This window comes from Geminocystis sp. CENA526 (assembly GCF_050753365.1).
GTDB lineage: Bacteria > Cyanobacteriota > Cyanobacteriia > Cyanobacteriales > Cyanobacteriaceae > Geminocystis.
The window spans coordinates 40,940-58,141 of the sequence record NZ_JBLZFY010000008.1 but is presented as its reverse complement, the minus strand read 5'-3'; the positions used below and the strand labels follow the sequence as shown (position 1 = coordinate 58,141).

General features: G+C 34.3%; 18 protein-coding genes. 12 read left to right on the top strand and 6 right to left on the bottom strand.

Annotated elements, in window-relative coordinates:
- The first annotated feature begins 79 nt into the window (after nt 1-79).
- The 8 genes from ACN4EE_RS04250 (at nt 80) to ACN4EE_RS04215 (ending at nt 8,355) form a co-directional block, all read left to right on the top strand.
- Nucleotides 80-1,072: a COP23 domain-containing protein gene (locus tag ACN4EE_RS04250; RefSeq protein WP_431705155.1), complete on the top strand. Its 993-nt coding sequence runs from the start codon at nt 80-82 to the stop codon at nt 1,070-1,072.
- Between the two features lie 210 nt (nt 1,073-1,282).
- Nucleotides 1,283-2,215, top strand: coding sequence for a GumC domain-containing protein (locus ACN4EE_RS04245; protein WP_431705154.1), 933 nt, complete (start codon nt 1,283-1,285; stop codon nt 2,213-2,215).
- Between the two features lie 258 nt (nt 2,216-2,473).
- Complete coding sequence (locus tag ACN4EE_RS04240) at nt 2,474-3,382, top strand: apolipoprotein acyltransferase (RefSeq protein WP_431705153.1); 909 nt, start codon at nt 2,474-2,476, stop codon at nt 3,380-3,382.
- Between the two features lie 97 nt (nt 3,383-3,479).
- Nucleotides 3,480-3,734 carry a hypothetical protein gene (locus ACN4EE_RS04235; RefSeq protein WP_431705152.1) on the top strand — a complete coding sequence of 85 codons (255 nt, stop codon included), beginning with the start codon at nt 3,480-3,482 and terminating at the stop codon, nt 3,732-3,734.
- 35 nt (nt 3,735-3,769) lie between these two features.
- On the top strand, nt 3,770-4,672 hold the full coding sequence (locus ACN4EE_RS04230; protein WP_431705151.1) for a hypothetical protein: 903 nt from the start codon (nt 3,770-3,772) through the stop codon (nt 4,670-4,672).
- 170 nt (nt 4,673-4,842) lie between these two features.
- Nucleotides 4,843-6,486 (top strand): coiled-coil domain-containing protein, encoded by a 1,644-nt coding sequence (locus ACN4EE_RS04225; RefSeq protein ID WP_431705150.1) that lies wholly within the window; start codon nt 4,843-4,845, stop codon nt 6,484-6,486.
- Nucleotides 6,487-6,500: 14 nt separating this feature from the next.
- Nucleotides 6,501-7,427, top strand: a complete 927-nt coding sequence (locus tag ACN4EE_RS04220) for a hypothetical protein (protein ID WP_431705149.1) — start codon at nt 6,501-6,503, stop codon at nt 7,425-7,427.
- A 28-nt stretch (nt 7,428-7,455) separates the two neighbouring features.
- The gene (locus tag ACN4EE_RS04215; protein WP_431705148.1) at nt 7,456-8,355 is read left to right on the top strand and encodes a hypothetical protein; all 900 of its coding nucleotides are present in this window, start codon (nt 7,456-7,458) and stop codon (nt 8,353-8,355) included.
- 577 nt (nt 8,356-8,932) lie between these two features.
- On the opposite strand, the gene rplT is transcribed toward ACN4EE_RS04215, so the two are convergent.
- Together rplT and rpmI are read right to left on the bottom strand one after the other, a co-directional pair.
- Nucleotides 8,933-9,283, bottom strand: coding sequence for a 50S ribosomal protein L20 (gene rplT, locus ACN4EE_RS04210; protein ID WP_431705147.1), 351 nt, complete (start codon nt 9,281-9,283; stop codon nt 8,933-8,935).
- 106 nt (nt 9,284-9,389) lie between these two features.
- Nucleotides 9,390-9,590 (bottom strand): 50S ribosomal protein L35, encoded by a 201-nt coding sequence (gene rpmI, locus ACN4EE_RS04205; RefSeq protein ID WP_431705180.1) that lies wholly within the window; start codon nt 9,588-9,590, stop codon nt 9,390-9,392.
- Nucleotides 9,591-9,813: 223 nt separating this feature from the next.
- Here rpmI and lepB point away from each other — a divergent pair, with 223 nt between their 5' ends.
- Complete coding sequence (gene lepB, locus ACN4EE_RS04200; protein ID WP_431705146.1) at nt 9,814-10,404, top strand: signal peptidase I; 591 nt, start codon at nt 9,814-9,816, stop codon at nt 10,402-10,404.
- A gap of 115 nt (nt 10,405-10,519) precedes the next feature.
- On the top strand, nt 10,520-13,153 hold the full coding sequence (adhE, locus tag ACN4EE_RS04195; protein ID WP_431705179.1) for a bifunctional acetaldehyde-CoA/alcohol dehydrogenase: 2,634 nt from the start codon (nt 10,520-10,522) through the stop codon (nt 13,151-13,153).
- A 44-nt stretch (nt 13,154-13,197) separates the two neighbouring features.
- Here the strand turns inward: adhE and ACN4EE_RS04190 are convergent, their stop codons facing one another.
- Nucleotides 13,198-13,743 (bottom strand): NUDIX hydrolase, encoded by a 546-nt coding sequence (locus tag ACN4EE_RS04190; RefSeq protein ID WP_431705145.1) that lies wholly within the window; start codon nt 13,741-13,743, stop codon nt 13,198-13,200.
- Nucleotides 13,744-13,895: 152 nt separating this feature from the next.
- Here ACN4EE_RS04190 and ACN4EE_RS04185 point away from each other — a divergent pair, with 152 nt between their 5' ends.
- Together ACN4EE_RS04185 and ACN4EE_RS04180 are read left to right on the top strand one after the other, a co-directional pair.
- On the top strand, nt 13,896-14,393 hold the full coding sequence (locus ACN4EE_RS04185) for an HNH endonuclease (RefSeq protein WP_431705178.1): 498 nt from the start codon (nt 13,896-13,898) through the stop codon (nt 14,391-14,393).
- 104 nt (nt 14,394-14,497) lie between these two features.
- Complete coding sequence (locus ACN4EE_RS04180) at nt 14,498-15,334, top strand: alpha/beta fold hydrolase (RefSeq protein WP_431705144.1); 837 nt, start codon at nt 14,498-14,500, stop codon at nt 15,332-15,334.
- Between the two features lie 6 nt (nt 15,335-15,340).
- Here the strand turns inward: ACN4EE_RS04180 and ACN4EE_RS04175 are convergent, their stop codons facing one another.
- The 3 genes from ACN4EE_RS04175 to ACN4EE_RS04165 form a co-directional block, all read right to left on the bottom strand.
- On the bottom strand, nt 15,341-15,760 hold the full coding sequence (locus ACN4EE_RS04175) for a hypothetical protein (RefSeq protein WP_431705143.1): 420 nt from the start codon (nt 15,758-15,760) through the stop codon (nt 15,341-15,343).
- A gap of 178 nt (nt 15,761-15,938) precedes the next feature.
- A complete protein-coding gene (locus ACN4EE_RS04170) occupies nt 15,939-16,493 on the bottom strand; it encodes a DUF922 domain-containing Zn-dependent protease (RefSeq protein ID WP_431705142.1) in 555 nt (184 codons plus the stop codon).
- A 190-nt stretch (nt 16,494-16,683) separates the two neighbouring features.
- Entirely contained in the window at nt 16,684-17,196 is a 513-nt protein-coding gene (locus tag ACN4EE_RS04165) for a pentapeptide repeat-containing protein (RefSeq protein ID WP_431705141.1), read from the bottom strand.
- Nucleotides 17,197-17,202: the final 6 nt, after the last annotated feature.

The window sequence follows — 17,202 nt, the reverse complement described above, 5'->3', positions numbered from 1 at the left end:
AAATATCAAAATCATGTAGCCTGTCAAAAGTATCATAACTTTAGAAAATTATAAAAACCGTTATTTCATGGTAAAAATTATGAAAAATTCATGGTTAGGTAAAATAATGATGTTGGCTATTTCGATCGTACCTTTGCTATGGTTAAATAGTCCAATGGAAGCACAAACGAAAAGAAATGTTTATAGTTGTATCAATCATCAAGGTAAACCAAGTACTGTAGTGGATACAGAAAAAGGTAGAATTTTGTTAATCGTTTGGGAAAGTGACTTTTTTAGAAGTTCGGGGTGGACACCTCAAAAAAGATGTGATGAAGTTTCAAAAAGATTTCAGATTTTTTCTGATAATAAACAGTTAAGGTATCTTACCACTGAAGTTAATCAATCCATTGAGGAGAAAAAAGGAGAAGTTGAAGAAGAAGTCAACAATCAACAGGAGGGTTTAGAAGGGGTTTTTGCAGACTTAACCGAAACTTTCGGTAACTTGATGGCTTCGATCGAAACTCTAACATCATCTTTAGCAGAAAGCAACAACACCGCCGAAGAATTTTTCAGTACCTTTACTGATGAAGTCTTAGGATTACAAGATAATTTAACCTCCGCCCAAGAAGAAACGGAAGATAAGTTAGAAGAAACTGCCACCAATGTAGGGGAAACTCAAAAAAGTGAGTTAGATTCTTTACTGAGTGAGTTTAGCGGTAATTTGACAGGAGAGCAATTAACGGAATTAACCTCTCAATTAGACGATTTAACCAGTGGTTTTGAAGATTTGCTTTCTTCTTTCAGTGACGAAAACATGGATTTAGCAGATCAACTTAAGGAGCGTTTAGACGAAATTCTGGAGAATTCGATCGAATATTCGGGAGAAACCATGAAAGACGAACTAACAGAGGCTTTTCAAGATGCGATGGAAAACGCCGTATCTGCCTTAGCCCAAGAAATGGTAGAAAATATCACCATGACAACCATAGGTACTTCTGTTACAGGCTCAATCAGTCCTATTTTACCCGTTATTGTTGCTGCCAAAGTAACATTAGGTTCGATTAATGCAGTATTGTCAGCTTTTGATTTCTAAATGATGCTATGCCATTGCAAGGTAATAAAACAATCTTCCTTATCAGTCATTGCGAGGAAACAAAGCAATCTCCTTTATCAGTCATTGCGAGGAAACAAAGCAATTTTCTTTATCAGTCATTGCGAGGCACGAAGCAATCTCGATCAAACTTGATTTTTACCACCAATAAGCAAATCTCAAAAAATTTATAACAAATAAGGAGTTTTAAACATGAGTGAATTAAGCGACAGTCTGAATATGCTATCTCAGTTAATTATCCAATTTCCTGAAAGATTAGACAATTTAATTACTTTAGCCGAAGAAGTAGAAGCCGAAGCTAACGAATTAGTGGCTAACGTGGAGGAAAAACAAACCCAAGTAGCTGACATTATGAGCGAAATTCAAGAAGCATTAACCGCTATGAAAGATGAAATCGCCGAAAATGAAAGTAACACCGATGCTGAAGTAGTTAACTTTGAAAATAGTGCCAATGAATTAACCGCCTTCTTACAAGAAGCTCAACAGCAGATGATTGAAGAAGTTCAAAGCGCGATGGAAAAAATGAATGAATTTAAAACCCAAATCGATGAAGGAAAAACCGAAACCGAAAGCACCGAAGAAGCTACTCAAAACACCCTCACAGAAGCTCAAAATGCCATTAAAGCTAGTCAAGAAGAATTAGCCTCCGCTATGGAAAGCACTCTTAATGTAATGGAAGCCTTACGAGACAAACTCGAAGATGTTAACAGTCGCATGGAACAAGAAATGCAGAATTTCACCGAGCAGGTAAATCAAGGGCAAGAAACCGTTACCAGTGACATTCAAACTATGGCACAAGAATTTGCTTCCGTCAGTGAGAATTTTAGTAGTGTTTTGGCTTCCACTAGCGAAACTATGTCAGGGGGCGTTGAAGGGTTGATGGATAAAGCCCAAAGTGAAATTGAACAACAGTTACAAGAATTAATTGCCTCCGCCATTGGTAAAGTTACCGATTCTCTCGATGACATGGTACAAAAAATCACCGACGCTGAAGGCGAATCTTCAACCATAAGAGAAATTGTTGGGGATTTAATCGATGAATTAGAAGGCTTTATCGATCCCATCGAAGAAGGTATCGATGGTGTCAAATCTGCCGCTAGTAAATTTGGTATTTCTTTCGGGTAATAGGTTTGTGCTTTGTCATTGCGAGAAACAAACCAATCTCTCTTATCTGTCATTGCGAGGCACGAAGCAATCTCTCTTATCTGTTATTGCGAGGTAACGAAACAATCTCTCTTATCTGTCATTGCGAGGTAACGAAGCAATCTCTCTTATCTGTCATTGCGAGGTAACGAAGCAATCTCTTATTTCGGAGATATGAGGATCGAAAGGCTAAAGCCTACAAACTATTAAATATAACATTGATCAAAAGGAGTTAAAAACATGGCTGTAGATTTAGAGCAAAGTATTGGCGAAACCGTCAATCAATTACAAGAATTATTAAATCGTGCAGATTCTGCGGAAGAAAATCTAACCCAAGCAAGGGAAAAATTAGCTACTGTAGGGGAAGAATTTGATAGTAACTGGGAAGAATTATCGGCACGCGCTCAAGCATTATTAGAGAAAATTTCCACGGCAAGGGAAGAATTAAGCACTCAAACCGATAGCCTCAAGGAAGGATTAACTAATTTACAAAGTAACGTACAGTCTGCCCAAGAACAAGCCTCTCAAGGAGTAGAAAACACTAAAACCGAAATTAACGCCTTAAAAGAAGATAGTGAGGCAAAATCTTCGGAATTAGAAGAAGTGTTTAACACTATCAAAGACACTCTCGAAACTTTACAAAGCAAAGTGGAGGAAATACAAGAAGATTTAGAAAGCACTGTTAGCGAATCTCAAGGTAAACTGGAAAATGATTTCCAAAGTGCTATCAATGAAAATCAATCAGAAGTGGAAGGAAAAACAGCAGAAGTAGAACAACAGATAGCAGAAGATGCTATTTCTCGTTTAAATGACATGATTTCGGCATTTTCTACTCAAATTGAAGAATTAACGAATAATGTTAGTACTCAAGCCCAAGAACAAGCAAATAATACCCAAGAATCTGCTAATTCTACTTTAGAAGAATTTACCAGTAGTGCGGAGGGTATTTTCGGAGATTTACTTTCCACCGCCGAAAATATAGAAAGTACTTTGAGTACCATTAGCGAGGCTGTTTCTACTCTAGGCTCAACCGTTGACACTACCACAGATACCTTAACAACAGCAATGGATACGACAAATATTGGTTTAAAGAGTGCGATCGGCATTTTTGACGAAGTGAAGGAATTGTTAAGTAAAGTGGGAGTGTAAAAAGTAAAAAGTAAGAAGTAATAAGTAATAAGTAATAAGTAAGAATTAAGAAGTTATAAAAAAGATCAAATTGCAGATAAATTTAAGCAATTTTGTCATGAGTACCATAACAGAAAATGATTTAAAAGAAGTTAAAGAGTTAATTACACAATTAAATAATCGAATGATTACTCAAAATGGGCAAGTCAACGAGAAATTAAACGATATGAAAGTGGATATTGCGACTTTAAAAGAAGGGCAAAGTGGAATTAACAAAAGACTCGATAGTATTGATACTCGTTTAAATACTCTCATTGCTGTTATGTTTACTAGCTTACTGGGAATAATTGCAAAACTTATTTTTGTTAAATAGCTATTAGTTTAAAAAAATAAATATTAACTAGATTTATGAGTCTTACTTTAAATGAATTAATCGATCGATTTCAAGAGAGAATAGAACTATTAGGAGGTCAAACTAACGCTTCTACTGGTTCATTTTCTATGGTTAATAAAGCCATCGATTCCTTACACAATAATATCGATAATATTAATACAAATACCCTTAATATTACCAATAATTTAGGTCAAAAATTACTAGATTTAAGTAATAGATTAAAAGAGGAAAAAAACTCGGCTGAAGAAACTTTAAACAACCTCAAAAATCAAACGGATTTAATCGATCGAACTACCGATGATTTGATTACTGAATATCAAACTAAAAATCAAGAGTTTAGAGATACTATTGCCAATATCGATCGAAATATTGATACTGCTGTAAATCAATTATTGAACAATATTAATCAATGGTCAACAAAAATTGAAACCTTAGATAACGATTTAGTTAACTATCAAGAAGAAATGATTAGAGATTTAGATGATTTTCAAACTAAAACTAATAATTGGAGACGCAATTTTCGACAACAGCAAACTAATTTAACCGATAATTTTAATGAAATTGAACAGTTATTAAATAATCAAATTAATAGTTTAAAAAATGATAATAAACAGTTGATAAATCAGACTATTAACTATCAAAAACAAGTAGAAAAAGAGGTAAAACAGTATGATAATAGATTTGATGAAGAAATTAAAAACAACTTAAATGAAGAAGTCATAAATAATATTATTACTCAATTAGAGGAAAGCAAAACTTTGATTCAAACTATTAACGATAACCTCAATAATGTAGGAGAAAATCTAGTTAAAAACATTGTGAATAATCAAGATAAATTAAGAGAAAATAATCAATGTTTAACCCAAATAAATGAGCGGTACGATCGAAGTTGTGATATTGTGAGTTCGATCGAATAGATGATGAGTATTCTACAATAGTTGTGAAACTAAACTATTAATAATTAATTCTTAATATTTTTTTCAGTTTTTTTAGCATATATTTTCCTATAATTTTATATATAATTGTTAGATATTATATAAGAGTAATTTTAAATTACTATAAACTTTAACCTAGCACCTTTTTTATTATGGATATTTCAGAAAAAGCCAAAAAAGTAGTCGCCTCCTCCGTCGCAGGTTTAGGAGTCTTAGGTAGTTTAATTGGTATGGGTTTTAAAAGTGGAGTACAAGCTGAGGATACCCTGTCAAATCTCACTCAAGAATTACAGGGAAATAGTGTAGATTTACTAGCTTTAGCCCAAGAATTGGAAGGAGAAGAAGCCTCCCAATTACAAAGCATGGGGGAATATATTGGCAGTTTAGCATCAAAAATGGAGCAAGGAGAAATCCCTACAGAATCAGAAATTCAGGAAGCACAAGGGAAATTAGACGAATTAAGTGGTGGTGATAGTAATTCTTCCTCTGCTTCTGGGGGTAGCGATGCCAGTGAAAAAGGAGATGGAGATGGTGAGAAAGGAGGAGAAAAGGGAGAAAACGCTTCTCAACAGGCAGGGGGTGAAGAAAATAAAACCCCATCGGAGGGAGGGGATAAATCTTCTCAAGATTCAGTTTCTACAGGAGGAGGGGATAAAGCAAAAGGAGGAGATAAAGAGAAACAACCCGAAAGTAAAGGAGGAGGAGGTAAAGAAGGGGGAGGAGGAAAAAAAGGCAACTCAGGCAAGGGCGATTCGGCAAAAGGGGAAGAAAAAAGTGGTGTCAAAGAAATGGCGGAGGATGTGGATAGTGCTCAAAATCAGATTGAGGAAATAAGTGCCAAGTTAGATGAATTAGGAAAATTGTTAGATGGTTTAACAGAAGATTCGGAAAAAGAAGCGAATGAGTTAGATGATAGCGGTAAACAGTTAGATGATTTATTGGAAAGTTTGACAAAAAAATTAACGGAAAATCAAACGGATATAAATTCTCAGGAAGAAAATACTTTACAGCAATTCACTGATTTTCAAAATACCTTAACAGAATTGATGAAAAATCTCTCAGAAATTCAAGAAACTTCCACTAATAACACTACGGAAATTACTAATAAAATTGATTCTAACCAACAATCTTTAAAAAATGATTTTGACAGAATTGATGCTATCATTCAACAAATTATTAAGGGGGAATATTTACAACAAAATAATAATAGTGATGATGAGGAAGTTATTGATACTCCTGAAAAATTAACCCAAGTTATCGATAAAATTGAAAATTCTCTTACTTCTTTTCAAGAATTGATAGATACCATGAATAATGAAGTAGTTAATCAGGAGGAAGAAACGGAAGAAAAGGTAACTACTATTATGGATATTTTTAATGATAGTCGATCGAACCTAGAAGAAAAATTTACCGAATTGAGTACAGAAATTAGGGAAATTCAACCGCAGGAAATGGAATCTAGTGTAACAACTTTTCAGGAAAATATCGAAGAAGAAAGCACTCAATTTATTCAGAAAAATATTAGTTTAATTAATGATTTTCAAGAGTCTAGTGAGGCATCCTTAAATAGTTTCCAAAATACCATAGAAAGTAATGCTCAAAATGATATAGAAAATGAAATGAATAACCTCTCAGATAATTTGTTAAAATTTTTATTTCAACACTTAGATAATTATGAGCAAATTGAGCAAATATCCAATAACTTAGAGGAGTTAATTACCCTAAGTGAAGACTTATCTTCTGCCAGTGAAATTGCCGAAGAAATGAATCAACAATTAGATAATATCACCGTTTAAATAAGGAGAAAATTATGTCCACTGAGGCTTTAATTGCAGGATTAGAATATATCAGTCAAGTTAGAAAACAACTCCCCGATGAATTGGCTATCATGACAGAAAAACTTACTCTCATTAAACAACAAATTGCTGGTTCGATCGAACAAAATAAACTCAAACAATTAGAAATGGTGGCATCATTATTAAATATTCAAGAAAAGTTAAAAGCCTTACCAAAAACCATAATTCAACAACAAAGTTTATTGCAAAATAAAATGATTTCCATAGCTAGTAAACTGAAAAAACTAGATAAAATTATTGATACCCAAGAAGCAGAAATGTTGCCGATATTAGAAGGAGTTAATAACTACTTTCAGCGATTTGAAAATCAACTAGAAACCATCAAAAACCAACATCTACAATTATTAACAGATAGTATGGGCATTTTTAATGAATTATGGCACACGGTGGAAGATAATTATAATAAAATGGAAGTTAGTTGGTTAGAAATGGAACAAGAAACGGATATTTTAACTCAAAAATTAACCCGTCTTGAACAAACCAGTCAATCTCATTTTAGCATCACTGAAAATAATTTAGAGGAAATGCAAAACACCTTAGAAAATTATGTGCAAAATAATATTATTAATGCTTTAAATAATGTGGAGGAAAATTTAAAACAAGAAATAGAAAATAGTTTAGAAAATATTGAAGATAAAATTAAAGAATTTAGCGAGGAAACCGAAGATAAAATAGCACAAATGGGAGAGTTAATCAAAGAAACTATTGGGGATGTTATGGAATCGATACAAGAATCTTTAGCTATAGAAGATAATAGTCAAGAAATAGATGATTACCATAGTAAATTCGTGAATATATCAGAAAATTTAACGGGTTTAATGCCATCTATTAGACAACTAATTTGCGATTTAGAAGAAGCAAAAGAGTCATTAAATATTTAACTTTATTTAACTTTAAGGAGAAAAAATCATGAGTACATTAATTGATATAGTCAGCAATGTTTATCAAGAGTTTTTAGATTTTGAAACAGAAAAAAAAGACACCTATGAGAGAATAGACGACTTAGAAGATTTTTTGGAAGAAAGTAATCAATTAACCGAAGAAAGTTATGGTAGTTTAATGGATATATCAGAAACTTTAGCCGAAGAAATTGATAATATTTCCGAGAATTTTGTAGAAGAAATCTCCTCCATGTTAGAAGAATTAGACAGTTTAGGAGAACACATTGATCAATTTATCACAGAAACAGAAACCCTCGCTCAAGAAAGAAAACAAGAGGTAATTGATTTAGTGGACAAAATGGGTAATCATAGTCAAACAGTTAATGATTCGATCGAACAGTTATCAGGTATAGTAAAGCATTTTAACGATACTGTCACAGAAATAAAACCCCCCTTAGAATCTAATCTTAATAAAGTAACAGGATTCATCAAAGATGTGATGATTAGGGGTATTAAAAACTATCAAAATATTGTAGAAGATAGTGAGGAAAAATTATTACAATTACTAGAAGAAAATATTAATAATAGCCTTGAAGAAGAAACAGAAAATTTACAAAATTCCTTTGACAATATAGGTAATGATATAGAAAATATTGATAGTATTTATAAAGAAAACCTAGACAATATCACCGAATATTTAGTTAATTTTTATGACGATAAAGGCAATAATTTACAAGATAAATATCAGGAAATATTTGCTTTAATTGAAGATGAATTAATAGAAATATTGAGAAATAAAGAACAAGAAATTAATGAGGAAAATAGCAACTTTAAGGAAATTATAGAAACTGCATTAACTCAATATTCAGATATTAATGATAACGCAGAATCTTTGATTGAAATTTTTGAAAGATTAATTAAAGATTAAGGTTCTTCTACTTTCAGTATGATAAATTATTTATTGACATAGGGCAAAGGGCAATAGTCAATTGGCAATGGAAGTTATCAAAATAATAAATGATAAAATTTGCAATTTTATTTAACTATAACGCTTATTCTATAAAGTTTATAGCTTTTATTTTCTGTTAATTTTGCATAGCTACTGTAGAAGAACCAAGATAATTAGGGTTTGCTAAATAAATCAAAAGGTTATTAAAATCAATGGTTTAGGCACATTATATTCACAAAAAAGTGCGAATTTTTGGCAATTTTTACTCAAAAACAGGGCATTTCAAATCTGATTATTCACAATACACCTGTATATTTGTTGAAGATATAACGCTTCAACACCTTGATTTTTCATTCTTTAACCTGACACCTGATGCCTGTGATACCCACTCTCATCAAAATACTTTTTGTGCATCCCTAGTTTGTTTTAACGACTCGTTGAAAGTAGCTTAATTGGTGGGCAATGCCCACCCTACCATCTAATACTTGAGAGAGTTCGATCGAAAATTCTCTATAGTGTGTAGTAACCACTTTAGCCGTTATTGGGAGATGTGATGTTAACCTTGAAGTGCTAACTCAACTACTTTTTGGAATGCTTCTGCATCTTGGATTGCTAATTGTGCCAACATTTTACGATTCAAAGCGATATTAGCTTTATCTAATTTGTTAATTAATTGACTATAGCTAACTCCATGAAGTCTAGCGGCGGCATTAATACGGGTAATCCATAAACGGCGAAAATCTCTTTTTTTCTTACGTCTGTCTCTGTAAGCATTGCGTAAAGCCTTCATAACCTGTTGGTTAGCGGTACGAAATAGCTTAGAATGAGAGCCACGAAAGCCTTTAGCCAACTTTAAAATTTTCTTACGTCTTTTACGGGCGACGTTACCTCTTTTTACTCTAGTCATTTTTTTTACAGTTTAATATTTAAGGTAATTTAGAATTATGTTTAAGTAGGGAAATAAAATAAAACATCATCCGTGACAATTTACTCGATGATATGATGATTAATCCCTAAGCGTAAGGTAACATTAAGCGAACTTCTTTTTCGTTACTCTCATCAACCAAAGCCATATTACTTAAACGTCGTCTTTGTTTTGCTGTTTTATGCTCTAATAAGTGGTTTTTATTAGCTTTACGACGCATAATCTTTTTCCCGCTTCCAGTGATGCGAAAACGTTTAGCCGCAGATTTTTTAGTTTTTAATTTAGGCATAGATTTATCTAAAATAGACACAATTTACTATTATACGATGAAAAATACCCTTATGACCACTCAATCTTTTTAACATAAATGGAGAAAGAAGTCCCACGCTGTAAACACTAAAATTATACCAAGTTTCAGAGTGGTTGGTAATTTCTACCCGCATAACAGAAGACGAATATGGGTAGTTCACGCTAAACTAGATAGTCAGCATATTAACATCCAAAAAACCCCTATGAGTGAAAAACAAAAACACCAAAACATTGCTAGTCACGAAGAAAATCCTTGGTTAGAAATTGTGAAAACTGTTGCTATGGCTGCTGTTTTATCTTTTGGTATTCGTACTTTTATCGCTGAAGCTCGATACATTCCTTCTTCTTCTATGGAACCAACACTACAAATTAACGATCGTTTGCTCATTGAAAAAATGACTTATCGTTTTCGAGAACCTAAAAGAGGAGATATAGTTGTATTTAACGCTACGGAAGCCCTCCAAAGAGAACATTTTAACGAGGCTTTTATTAAAAGAATTATTGGTTTACCCGGAGACGAAGTGATAGTAAGAAATGGCAAGGTACAGGTTAATGGAAAAGTTTTGAGAGAGGCTTATATTTCAGAAGCACCAAAATATGATTATGGACCTGTTATTGTACCTCAAGGGGAGTATTTAGTTTTGGGAGATAATCGCAATAATAGCTATGATTCCCATTATTGGGGCTTTGTGCCACGGGATAGATTTATTGGTCGTGCCTCTGTACGTTTTTGGCCCCCCGAAAGAATGGGATTGATTGATGAAAAACCAGTTTATGCTGATTCGATCGAATGATAACAACAAATACCTTCATCAAAATACTTTTTTAGCAACTTCTATCAAATTATCTATAATTAGGGTATCAACATCAAATTTAGGTAAAAAACAGGAGATTTTTCAGATGCAAATGATGGAATCTACCAATGGCTTGGCAAGTTTAGAGCAATTAATTGCTAATGTTAAACAAGCTCAAAAAAAATATGCAAATTTTACTCAAGAACAAGTCGATCGAATTTTCAAAAGAGCGGCTTTAGCGGCAAACTCAGCCCGAATCCCCTTAGCTAAAATGGCTTGTGAAGAAACGGGCATGGGAATTGTTGAAGATAAAGTTATTAAAAATCACTTTGCTTCTGAGATTATTTATAACAAATATCGAGACGAAAAAACCTGCGGAGTCATCGAAAAAGATGAATGTTATGGTATTGAAAAAATCGCTGAACCTTTAGGAGTAATAGCTGGAATTATTCCCACTACAAACCCCACTTCTACCGCAGTTTTTAAAACCCTTTTAGCCCTCAAAACTCGCAACGCTATTATTCTCTCTCCTCACCCTAGGGCAAAAAAATGTACGATCGAAGCCGCTAGAATTGTTAGGGATGCTGCCATCGCCGCAGGCGCACCAGAAGATATTATTGGCTGGATTGATGAGCCGACATTACAAGCCTCTCAGGCATTGATGCAACACCCAGATATTAAGCTGATTCTTGCCACAGGAGGACCGGGCATGGTAAAAGCCGCCTATTCCTCTGGTCATCCCTCTTTAGGGGTTGGGGCTGGAAATACCCCTGCCGTGATCGAGAAAAGCGCGCATATCAAAATGGCTGTATCTTCGATTATGCTCAGTAAAACCTTTGATAATGGCATGATTTGTGCCTCTGAACAGTCGATTATCGTTGAAAATGCCATTTATGACGAGTTTAGGCAGGAATTTGAGCTTAGGGGAGCTTACTTCCTCCAAGGAGAAGAAATCGATCGATTGAGGAATATTTTACTCAAAGATGGTAGAATAAATGCTGATATAGTAGGACAATCTGTGCAAAAAATCGCTCAACTAGCGAATATTACCATTCCTGCGGATAGCAAAGTATTAATAGGAGAGGTAGAAAAAATCGGTTATGATGAGCCTTTTGCCTATGAAAAATTATCTCCCATTTTAGCAATGTATCGAGCGGATAACTTTGAAGATGGGACGGAAAAAGCAGCTCAATTAGTAGAATTTGGCGGAAAAGGGCATACATCCTCTATTTATATTAGTCCTGATAAGCACAAAGAAATTGCCTATTTTGAGAGTAAAATGGAAACCGCTAGGGTGTTGGTAAATACTCCCTCCTCCGTAGGTGCGATCGGGGATTTGTATAACTTCCGTCTTGATCCGTCCTTAACTCTTGGTTGTGGTAGTTGGGGCGGTAACTCCATCAGTGGTAACGTGGGAGTACAACATTTACTCAACATTAAGACTATCACCGAACGGCGAGAAAATATGCTTTGGTTTCGTGTACCGCCGAAGGTTTACTTCAAATACGGTAGCTTACCCGTTGCTTTAGGGGATTTAGCAGGAAAAGAAAAGGCTTTCATCGTCACCGATAAACCCCTCTATGAGTTAGGCATGACGAAGAAAATAGAGAGCGTTTTAGAGCAAATGGGCATAAAATACAACATTTTTTACGATGTTGAGCCTGATCCCTGTCTTGCCACCGTTAATCGTGGCTTAGCTTCTTTAAACAACTTCAATCCTGATGTTATCATCGCATTGGGGGGAGGCTCACCGATGGATGCAGCAAAAGTTATGTGGTTAATGTACGAACATCCAGACATCGAATTTGAGGGCATCGCCACCCGTTTTATGGATATTCGCAAACGGGTATATGATTTACCTGAATTGGGCAAAAAAGCGATTATGGTAGCCATTCCTACCACATCAGGTACAGGCTCAGAAGTAACCCCTTTTGCTGTCGTCACCGATGAAAAAACGGGCATGAAATACCCCCTCGCTGATTACGCCTTAACCCCTAATATTGCGATCGTTGATCCCGAATTGGTGTTAAATATGCCCAAGAGTTTAACCGCATTTGGAGGCATTGACGCTTTAACCCACGCTTTAGAGGCTTATGTGTCTATCTATTCCACCGAGTTTACCAGTGGTTTGGCATTAAAAGCCATCGGACTTTTGTTTAAATATCTACCCAGTGCCTATCATAATGGAGCGAAAGACCTTAAAGCAAGGGAAAAAGTCCACTACGGAGCAACTATTGCAGGAATGGCTTTTGCTAATTCCTTCTTAGGAATCTGTCACTCTTTGGCACATAAATTAGGTTCAAGTTTCCATGTACCTCACGGATTGGCTAATGCCTTGATGATTTCCCACGTTATTCGTTATAATGCCACGGATGCACCCTTTAAACAGGCGATTTTCCCTCAATATAAGTATCCTAACGCTAAATTCCGTTATGCCCAAATTGCCGATTATTTACAGTTAGGGGGTATCACCGATGATGAGAAGGTAGAGAAACTCGTGGAAGCGGTGGAAAACCTGAAAAAAGAGTTAAACATTCCCCTTACTATTAGGGAAGTATTGTCGATCGAAGATCAAGAGTTTTATGATGAAATAGAAAGTTTAGCAGAAGAAGCCTTCGATGATCAATGTACTGGTACAAATCCCCGTTATCCTTTAATTAAAGACATGAAGGAATTGTATATCATGGCGTATCGTGGCTTTAACCTCGAATCCCAATTTTATCATCAACCAGTGGTGGAGACAGTATAAAGGAAGAATCCCCCGTTGCACCGCAAGGTTAACGGGGAGAATTGTTAAAGAAAAGAACGAGCTAAAAAATAGCTAGTAATCGTTTTAGCATCAATTTCATGACTATTAAAGGCTAATGTTTCAAATTCATCTGGAGTCATTAAAACCACTTCAATATCTTCATCTTCATCCTGACTAGGTGGATTAGGTAATTTCTCTAAATCTTGAGCTAAAAAAGCATAGATATATTCATCGGAATAACCGGGGGCGAGGGGAAATTTACCCAAATTACGCCATTTTTTAGCACTATAGCCCGTTTCTTCTTCAATTTCTCGTTTAATCGTGGTTTCTGGACTTTCACCCTTTTCAACTGTACCTGCTGGAAATTCTAATAATCTACCCTCAAGGGCGAAGCGATATTGACGCACTAAAACCAATTTTCCCTCCTTCGTCACTGGCACGGCTAAAGCACCTCCGGGATGACGGATACATTCCCATTCTCCTTGAGCGCCATTGGGCAATTTTAATTTGTTCACTTCAAACTGAAATTTTCTTCCCTGAAAAAATAAACGACGAACTAAAACTTGAGGTAATTCTTGATTATTAAGCATAATTGAGTAATTTAAAAAAATTTTTACCTGTCCACTAATCCTCTATTTTACATTGTGAACTACCCACGCTCGTCTGATTATGTTAAATTCCATAACTCATTTTTGATAATTTGTGTTAGTATCAGCAATAAATGATTGAAAGTAATACTTTTATGGGTAAGGTTTTAGTCTTAAATGCGTCCTACGAACCGCTAAATATTACTAACTGGAAACGGGCGGTTATTCTCTTAATCAAAGGTAAAGCAGAACAATTAGAATATCATAATACTTTCATTTCTCAAACTTTTCCCCTTCCTTCGGTGATTAGGTTAAGGCATTATGTTAAAGTACCCTATAAAGATATTCCTTTGACTAGACGTAACGTTTTTGAACGAGACAAAAATACCTGTCAATATTGTAATTATAGGGGAGATCAACTTACTTTAGATCATGTTATACCTCGATCGAGAGGAGGAGGGGACACTTGGGAAAATTTAGTGGCAGCCTGTGTTCGATGCAATATAAAGAAAGGAAATCGTACCCCAAAAGAAGCCCAAATGCCGTTAAATCAACAACCAAGAAAACCTTACAGTAGTCTTCATTTCGAGATTGCTAAGTCTGTTAAAGATAATGTTAATCACGAATGGAGAAAATATGTCATCGGAATTTAATTAGGGGGTGCTGAAAAAGGCTTTTGATAAAGGGAAGTAATAGGTAATAGGTAAATCGATGAAGATAAGATTAGGAGAGAATTGACTTAAACATTAACAAAACAATGGCAACTCGTAAGACATTTATTAACCCTGATAACATCGAGATTTCTTACTTAGAATGGAATCAAGGTCAAATCCCATTATTATTATTACACGGCATGGCGGATCATGGTTTAGTTTGGGGTAAATTGGGGAATTATTTACAGGAAAATTATCATATTATTGCCCCAGATTTGCGAGGACATGGTAATAGTAGTAAACCAGAAAAAGGCTATTTTACTGAAGATATAATTAATGATTTAGAGGCTTTAATTAATCATTTAGGATGGACAAAATTTCATATTTTAGCTCATTCTTGGAGTGCTAAATTCGTGCCTATTTGGGTTACACAAAAATCTGATTATTTTCTCAGTATGACTTTAGTTGATCCTTTTTATATTAACAAGTTACCTAATTGGATGAAAATTACTTTTCCGTTGCTTTATCAAGTGTTGCCTTTTTTGAAAATGACAGGAGATTTTCCTAGTTATGAATTTGCTCAAAATTTAGCTAAAACTTTAAAACAATATCAAGGCTGGAGTGATTTTCAACAAGAGGTATTTAACTATAGTATTCAACAAAATGATAACGGTATTTGGTCAAGTAAATTTGCGATTCAAGCTAGGGATGAAATTTTTACTGATGTCATGTTAAAAGCTGGATTAACTCAAAAATTAAACATTCCTACCCTATTTATTCAACCAGAAAAAGGGCTAAATCGATCGAACTTTCAAATTCAACCTTTTAAAGATTATTTACCTAATTTAACCATTAAGAAAGTACCAAGCAATCATTGGGCTTTTTTAGTTGAACCTGAACCATTTAACAAAGTAATTAAAGAATTTTTAGCCCAAAATTAATAGTAATTAAGGAAAAATTAATTTATCTTCTTTTGTGTACCAATCACAAGGGCAAATCCCCGAAATAAGAGAATCATTAACATCAACTTTTAAAACATGAATAGGATTATTTGCACAGGGTTGTCCACATTCCAGATTAAAATTTGTCATCCATGCTTTCATAGTAGAATCGTCAATTTTTTCGGCTGAAAATATATATTCTCCTTGAGGAATTTTCATCATAAATCTGGCATCATCTTCCTCTGTTTTGATACAAAATCTTTGTCGTGAATTGAGGTTAACGGCACATACTAACATGGCTGGTAAATAATCAGAAGGATACATTAATTTTCCCTGTACGGTAGATAATTCTTGAGCATTTATACCACTATTAAAAGGTAATGATAAGATTAAACTAATTAGGCTAATTTTTGTTAATTTTTGCATTTTTATTCTATTGTTAGAAATATAAAAGTTTTAGAGATTATTCCACAAACTCAGAATCACATAATTATTGCATTAGCTAATAAATACTATATATTTATAACTTAAACATTTATAAAAAGAGATTGCTTCGTGCCTCGCAATGACAAAATACTGTTATCATTTCCGAAATCCCAATATTTTAAGGAAAAACAGCACCTTGTGTCGCTCCATGATTAGTGATTCTATCATATTCTTTTTCCTGTTCGATCGATCGTTTAATCACATTATTAGCGATAATATTAGCATCTTTTTCTAACTGTGGACAGGAGTTTCTTTTTCCCATATTCAGAATCGATTTTTCAATATTAAGGGCAGAATTTACTCCAAAATTTTTATGACCTTCTTCATGATAAATTAAGGCTTTATAATATCTATCCCATTTTTGTTTAACCGCCGAAGATAAGGAAGCATAAGTAATTAATTTTGGTAAGGTATATTTTACATCAACGGTGGTTTTTACCGAAGTAATTTGGCAATAACGGGGATACTGATACCAGTTAAAATTCCATTTTACATTCCATGAAGTATAAGCATGATATTTTTTTCCTTGATAAATAATTGGACTATCATTATAAAGACTCTGGGCAATTTCTGGAACAGTTTTTCCTCTGACATTATAATAATTAGTGCTAATATTAATGGCAGGTTTAGCGAAGGCAATTAAGTTTAGAATAATTGTTAAAAATACTGTCATTAAAACCAGTGATAACAAAGAAATATATGGCTTATTCACGAATTTCTATAGTTCCAAAAAATATATTAAAATATGACATTTACTTGGAGCCCATTATTTTTATAGACAATAATCTCAGATTTGTATTATGGTGTTAAATTAAATCAAATTTCGAGAATGAAAACGCCCTGCTTAACAAGTAAACTTGAATTCATTGGGCTTCTGGACATCCTAAACTGTCTCTGGTGGCAACTCCTGTAACAGAATTTACTCCTGTCGCTCTTTTGCACATCAGATTGACTTGATAACGATCGAGTACAGCTCCCGAAAAATCTGCACCTTCTATGTTAGTATCATAAAATCGGGTACGAGTAGCTATGGCATCCACAAAAAGAGCATCTCGTAAGTCAGATAAGTCAAAAGTAACACGATCGATTAAAGCTCCCGTAAAGTTAACTCCCCGTAAATCAGCATTAAGTAAAACTCCCTCCGTCATAATGCTATTAGTCAAATTAGAGTCACGGAAAGAGACATTACGCATATTAGAAGCCGCAAACACCGAACCTGTCAAGTCTCGCTCTGAAAAATCTTGCCCTTCTAATTCGGCATAGGTAAAATTCAGTATTTCCGCATTTACAGGCAAAGGAGTAAAAATCACAAAAATAATGGCTAAAAAAATGATAAAAATGAGAGTGAATAGACGAGAAAAAAAAGTCAATATCATATAGCG

What these genes read in the sequence shown, in the direction of transcription:
- ACN4EE_RS04250 (WP_431705155.1), top strand. Translation starts at nt 80, where the DNA reads ATGAAAAATTCATGGTTAGGTAAAATAATGATGTTGGCTATTTCGATC.
- ACN4EE_RS04245 (WP_431705154.1), top strand. Translation starts at nt 1,283, where the DNA reads ATGAGTGAATTAAGCGACAGTCTGAATATGCTATCTCAGTTAATTATC.
- ACN4EE_RS04240 (WP_431705153.1), top strand. Translation starts at nt 2,474, where the DNA reads ATGGCTGTAGATTTAGAGCAAAGTATTGGCGAAACCGTCAATCAATTA.
- ACN4EE_RS04235 (WP_431705152.1), top strand. Translation starts at nt 3,480, where the DNA reads ATGAGTACCATAACAGAAAATGATTTAAAAGAAGTTAAAGAGTTAATT.
- ACN4EE_RS04230 (WP_431705151.1), top strand. Translation starts at nt 3,770, where the DNA reads ATGAGTCTTACTTTAAATGAATTAATCGATCGATTTCAAGAGAGAATA.
- ACN4EE_RS04225 (WP_431705150.1), top strand. Translation starts at nt 4,843, where the DNA reads ATGGATATTTCAGAAAAAGCCAAAAAAGTAGTCGCCTCCTCCGTCGCA.
- ACN4EE_RS04220 (WP_431705149.1), top strand. Translation starts at nt 6,501, where the DNA reads ATGTCCACTGAGGCTTTAATTGCAGGATTAGAATATATCAGTCAAGTT.
- ACN4EE_RS04215 (WP_431705148.1), top strand. Translation starts at nt 7,456, where the DNA reads ATGAGTACATTAATTGATATAGTCAGCAATGTTTATCAAGAGTTTTTA.
- rplT (WP_431705147.1), bottom strand. Translation starts at nt 9,283, where the DNA reads ATGACTAGAGTAAAAAGAGGTAACGTCGCCCGTAAAAGACGTAAGAAA.
- rpmI (WP_431705180.1), bottom strand. Translation starts at nt 9,590, where the DNA reads ATGCCTAAATTAAAAACTAAAAAATCTGCGGCTAAACGTTTTCGCATC.
- lepB (WP_431705146.1), top strand. Translation starts at nt 9,814, where the DNA reads ATGAGTGAAAAACAAAAACACCAAAACATTGCTAGTCACGAAGAAAAT.
- adhE (WP_431705179.1), top strand. Translation starts at nt 10,520, where the DNA reads ATGGAATCTACCAATGGCTTGGCAAGTTTAGAGCAATTAATTGCTAAT.
- ACN4EE_RS04190 (WP_431705145.1), bottom strand. Translation starts at nt 13,743, where the DNA reads ATGCTTAATAATCAAGAATTACCTCAAGTTTTAGTTCGTCGTTTATTT.
- ACN4EE_RS04185 (WP_431705178.1), top strand. Translation starts at nt 13,896, where the DNA reads ATGGGTAAGGTTTTAGTCTTAAATGCGTCCTACGAACCGCTAAATATT.
- ACN4EE_RS04180 (WP_431705144.1), top strand. Translation starts at nt 14,498, where the DNA reads ATGGCAACTCGTAAGACATTTATTAACCCTGATAACATCGAGATTTCT.
- ACN4EE_RS04175 (WP_431705143.1), bottom strand. Translation starts at nt 15,760, where the DNA reads ATGCAAAAATTAACAAAAATTAGCCTAATTAGTTTAATCTTATCATTA.
- ACN4EE_RS04170 (WP_431705142.1), bottom strand. Translation starts at nt 16,493, where the DNA reads ATGACAGTATTTTTAACAATTATTCTAAACTTAATTGCCTTCGCTAAA.
- ACN4EE_RS04165 (WP_431705141.1), bottom strand. Translation starts at nt 17,196, where the DNA reads ATGATATTGACTTTTTTTTCTCGTCTATTCACTCTCATTTTTATCATT.